This is a genomic window from Actinomycetospora sp. (genome assembly GCF_055612215.1).
Window position 1 is genome coordinate 1 of record NZ_JBVPVA010000975.1, and the last position, 4,675, is coordinate 4,675.

Consider the following 4,675-nt stretch of genomic DNA (forward strand, 5'->3'; position numbering starts at 1 on the left):
CCGGGCAGGTTGTCGAACCCGCCGGACTCGATCGCCTTGCGGATCTGCTCGTCGACCCGCGACTCGTAGCCCTTCCGGAAGGATTCGGCGTCCCCGCGCACGGCTCCACGGTGCCATCGGGCAGCGGGTCCCGGCCACCCGGCGGCCGGGACCCGGGCCCGATCACTCGGCCTGCAGCACCACCGTCTGGACCGCCCACGGCCCCACCGGTGCGCTCGGAGTCAGGCTGACCGGAGCGGCGGCATCGGGGTCGAGCGCGGGGCGCACGAACAGCGCTGTGCTCTCGTCGTCGAAGTTGACCAGCCAGCTCTGGCCGAGAGGAGCCGGCGCCGGGATGTTCACGATGCCCACGGCGGAGACGAAGTACAGAACCTTGGTCGCCGAGTCCGGCGTTGCGGGCGCCGCGGTGATGACCCCGCCGGTCCCCGACGCCTCGCCGGGCGCGGTGACGGCCCCAATGTGCGACCACGCGCCGACGCCGCCCACCAACGACGTCGGGGTATCGGTCGTGAACCTCGCGGGAGCTACGGGGTCGCTTCCCGCGGTCGTCGTGAAGAGGGACACGGACCCGGCGGCACCGCTCAGCGGTGTCGTCCTGAGTGGTGCCCATCCCTCCGGCGCCCGGACCTCGCCGGCCCCGGCCCGGTAGACCTGCGCGACGAGCACGTCCCCTTCCTTCACCCCGTCGGGCGCCTGCAGCGTCACCGTCGTGGCGTTGGTGGCGGTGACGCGAGTGACGTTCCGCGAGAGCGGGAGGAAGGGAACGGTCGTCCCGACCACGACGCCGGCCACTAGCGCGATGGCGACGAGGGCGGTCGCGCCGGCCCAGAGGGCGGTCGGGGTGGGGGCCGAGCGCGCGGCCGCGACGCCGAGAACGACGAGCAGCCCGGCGATGCCTGCCACCAGCCCGAGCAGCGGGGCGCTCGTGGCGGTCCGGTAGCCGCGCACCGAGAACTCGACGACGGCCAGGGCGATCGCGCCGAGCCCGAGGATCGCGCCGAGGGCGACCACCACGCGCTGGACCGCGGGGGTCAGGCTCAGCGTCGCGACGGCGGCGGCCGTCGCGACGACGAGTACCGCGGCGGCCGCCCACGCGACCGGGCTCGCCAGTGCCCTCGCGGACACCACGGCCAGCACCGCGACCACGACGGCCGCGATCATGGCGACGGTCTTGCGCACGTCGACCTCACTCTCCCCGGGCCTGGCGGCCCTGCTCCGTCCGGCCGAGTCTCCGCCGGGTGGCAGCGTGCACCCGCTGCTCGTCACACGGGGTGTCGTGTCGGCACGCTCCACCGTTTCGGACGTTCGGGTCACCCGCATGGACGCCCCGTGCGGTCACGATTGCATCACGATGTCACCGGATCGTGGGCGGAACCGGGACGGACCGCTCGGACGGGCCGTCGGCGCGTCGCGGAGGCGGAGCGGCCCTCCCACCAGCGACGACGAACCCCGGGGGTGCCGCCCGCACCGTCCCGACGGCGGCCGTGGCACACGTTTCGTGGACGGGGTCCGACGTGACGCGCGGCATCCGGCGCAGCGGTTACGGGCGCCCGACGTGCGTCGATGGGCCCACAGGGGACGGGAGGCCGTCCGTTGAGCAGGGGGTAGGCAGTGTTCCGGGGCTACGTACGGGTCGCGCTCCACGGCGAGGACCCGTGGGCGCAGATCGAGCGGCTGCACGCGGCCGGGGTCGAGCGCGCCCAGGTCCGGGTCGACCGCACCGGCGGTACGCGCGGGCCGCGTCCGGAGCTCGACGCCCTGCTCGGCGAGCTCGGGGCCGGGGACGTCCTCGTCGTCACCGGGCTGGAGCGCCTGGCGTCGTCGGTGCTGCACCTCGTGGCCGTGGGGCAGCGCCTGCGTGCGGCCGGGGCCGACCTGCGGTCCCTCGACGAGGCCCTGGACACCCGGTCGTCGGACGCGGGCATGCTCGACACCCTCGACGTGCTCGCCGACCTGCAGCGCGCCCTGACCTCGAGGAGCACCCGCGCCGGCCTCGACGCGGCCCGGTCCCGCGGCCGGCGCGGGGGCCGCCCGCCGCGGCTCGACACCGACGCGTCCGCCGAGGCCCGCCGCCTCTACGACGAGGGCCGCTCGGTGACCGAGATCGCCGAACGCCTCGGGGTGCCGCGCACCACCCTCTACGGGCACCTGCACCGGCCGTCCTGACCCCGGCTTCACGGTCCGGGGTCTGGGGTGGCGCGGTGGTCCTCCCCGTGCTCGCCGCCGGGCTCCCCGGTGCCGGGCTGCCGCCCCTGACCGCCGGGCGCCTGTTCACGACCTGGGCGGTCCAGCCCGCCGTGCTCGCGGGCGTCGGGGTGCTCGGCGGCGGCTACCTCGCCGGCGTCCGGCGCGTGCGCCGTGCCGGCCGGCCCTGGTCCGCCCGCCGGACCGCGCCGTTCCTCCTCGGCACCGCGCTGCTGCTGCTCGTCGGGACCTCGGTGGTCGCGGTCTACGACGACACCCTGTTCTGGGCACGGGCCGTGCAGGGGGTGGTGCTGCTCGTCGTCGCGCCGATGCTCCTCGCGGCGGGCGCGCCCCTGACCCTGGCGCGCGACACCCTGCCCGCCGCGGCGGTCGGTCGGCTCGGGCGGGTGCGCCGGTCCCGGACGGCGCGGGCGCTGTCCTCCCCGGGCGCGGCGACGATCGCGTTGATCGCCCCGCCGTTCCTGCTCTACCTCACCGGGCTCTACCCGCTGGAGCTGCGCAGCGCCGTCGTGAGCGGGCTGGTGTCGGTGGGCCTGCTGGGTGCGGGGCTGCTCTACGTGGTGAGCCGGCTGCAGATCGACCCGGTCCCGCGCGCGACCCACCACGGGCTGACGCTCGGGATCGCGATCGCCGAGGTCGTGACGGACGGCGTCCTCGGCCTGGTGCTGTGGATGGGCCCGCTGCTCGCCGTCGCCCACTACGACGCCGTGGCGCGGACCTGGGGGCCCAGCCCGCGCAACGACCAGGCGATCGGCGCGGGCGTGTGGTGGATCGGCGGGGACCTCGCGGGCCTGCCCTTCCTCGGGGCCATCGCGGTGCGCTTCGCCGCCGCGGACGCCCGGGAGGCCCGCCGCGTCGACGCCGAGCTCGCCGCGGCGGAGCGGGAGGCGGCGGCGCGGACGGCGGCCCGGGCACGGGTCCGGGAGGACGAGGGCGACGGCGGCGACGGCGAGGCGGGCGGCGACGGCGAGGCGCGGCCGCGGCTGTGGTGGGAGGACGACCCGCGCTTCGCCGACCGGTTCCGCCGCTCCTGAGCGGGGGTGATCGGCCCGCGGGACAGTAGGCAGTTGATCATGCCGAGGGCACCGCGCCTTGATGGTGCCCTCGGCATGATCAACCGCCTAGTGCCTCGGGCACGCACGCCGCCTCGGGCGCCCGGCCGTTCCCCCGGTTTTCGTCCCGTTGCGGCGTGCTCGTGCCGCGGCACGCAGGTCCGCGGGTCCCGCGCCGGCCGGCCGGCCGCTGCGAGGCTCGGGGACGTGACGACGGTGCGCGGGGGAGCGGGGCCGGCCCGCCGCACGAGCCCGGTCGCCGGCCCCGTGATCGCGGCCCGTCGCGCGGTGGCCGCCACGATGCGCCGGCCGCTCGCGTCGTACTACCTCGTCCTCGGCCTCACGGTGGTCCTCGCGGGCCTCGGGTTGGTCATGGTGCTCTCGGCCTCGTCGATCGACTCGTTCGCCCGCACCGGCAACCCCTATGGCGTCTTCGTCCACCAGGTCGTCTACTGCGTCGCCGGCGGGGTGGCCTTCCTGCTCGTCGGCCGCGTGCCGGTGCGGCGGTGGCGCGCGGCGAGCCCGTGGCTGCACGCGGCCTCGCTCCTCGCCCTCGCCGCCGTCCTCGTCCCCGGCCTGGGGTCGGCGGCCGCGGGCGCACAGAAGTGGTTCGTCGTCGCCGGGCTCTCCCTGCAGCCGAGCGAGCCGGCCAAGCTCACGCTCGTGCTCTGGGGCGCCCACGTGCTGCTGACCCGACGCGGCCCCGGCGCGGGCCGGCGGGCGTGGGGCGGCCAGGCACTGCTGCCCGTCGTGCCGGTCGCGCTGCTGACGGCGGGCCTCGTCGTCGTCGAGCCCGACCTCGGATCCGCGCTCGGCATCGTCGTCGTGCTGTTCGCGCTGCTGTGGTTCGCCGGGGTGCCCGGGCGGCTGCTGGGGCTGCTCGGGGCGGGCGCGCTGGGCGCGGTCGGGGTGCTCGCCGTGACCGCGAGCTACCGGCTGGAGCGCCTGACGTCGTTCCTCGGCAACGGCGGGGACGACTCGCTCGGCGCCGGCTACCAGTCCCAGCAGGCGCTGTACTCGCTCGCCGACGGCGGGCTGCTCGGCGACGGGCTCGGACAGGGCGCCGCGCAGTGGAGCTACCTGCCCAACGCGTCCAACGACTTCGTCTTCGCGATCCTCGGCGAGGAGCTCGGCCTCGTCGGCGCCGTCGCCGTGCTCGGGCTGTTCGCGCTGCTCGCCTGGGTGGGGCTGCGGATCGCCGCGCGCACCGTGGACCCCTGGAACCGGGTCGTCGTCGCGACCCTCACGGTCTGGCTCGTCGCCCAGGCCGTCATCAACATCGGCTACGTGCTGGGCCTGCTCCCGGTCACCGGGATCACGCTGCCGCTGATCTCCGCGGGCGGCAGCTCGGTGATCGTCAGCATGGTCTCGCTCGGCCTGCTGGCCGCCGCGGCGCGGGACGAGCCCGAGGCCCGCGT

At 76.4% G+C, this 4,675-nt stretch carries 4 protein-coding genes; 3 read left to right on the plus strand and 1 reads right to left on the minus strand.

Going from position 1 to position 4,675, the window contains the following annotated elements; genetic code table 11:
* Positions 1-162: 162 nt before the first annotated feature.
* On the minus strand, positions 163-1,179 hold the full coding sequence (locus AC0CYZ_RS26535; protein ID WP_472220940.1) for a hypothetical protein: 1,017 nt from the start codon (positions 1,177-1,179) through the stop codon (positions 163-165).
* 432 nt (positions 1,180-1,611) lie between these two features.
* Here AC0CYZ_RS26535 and AC0CYZ_RS26540 point away from each other — a divergent pair, with 432 nt between their 5' ends.
* The 3 genes from AC0CYZ_RS26540 to ftsW form a co-directional block, all read left to right on the plus strand.
* Complete coding sequence (locus AC0CYZ_RS26540) at positions 1,612-2,166, plus strand: recombinase family protein (protein WP_472220942.1); 555 nt, start codon at positions 1,612-1,614, stop codon at positions 2,164-2,166.
* 35 nt (positions 2,167-2,201) lie between these two features.
* Positions 2,202-3,239, plus strand: coding sequence for a cytochrome c oxidase assembly protein (locus AC0CYZ_RS26545; protein WP_472220944.1), 1,038 nt, complete (start codon positions 2,202-2,204; stop codon positions 3,237-3,239).
* A 225-nt stretch (positions 3,240-3,464) separates the two neighbouring features.
* On the plus strand, positions 3,465-4,675 hold a 1,211-nt coding region (gene ftsW, locus AC0CYZ_RS26550), incomplete at its 3' end, for a putative lipid II flippase FtsW (RefSeq protein WP_472220946.1).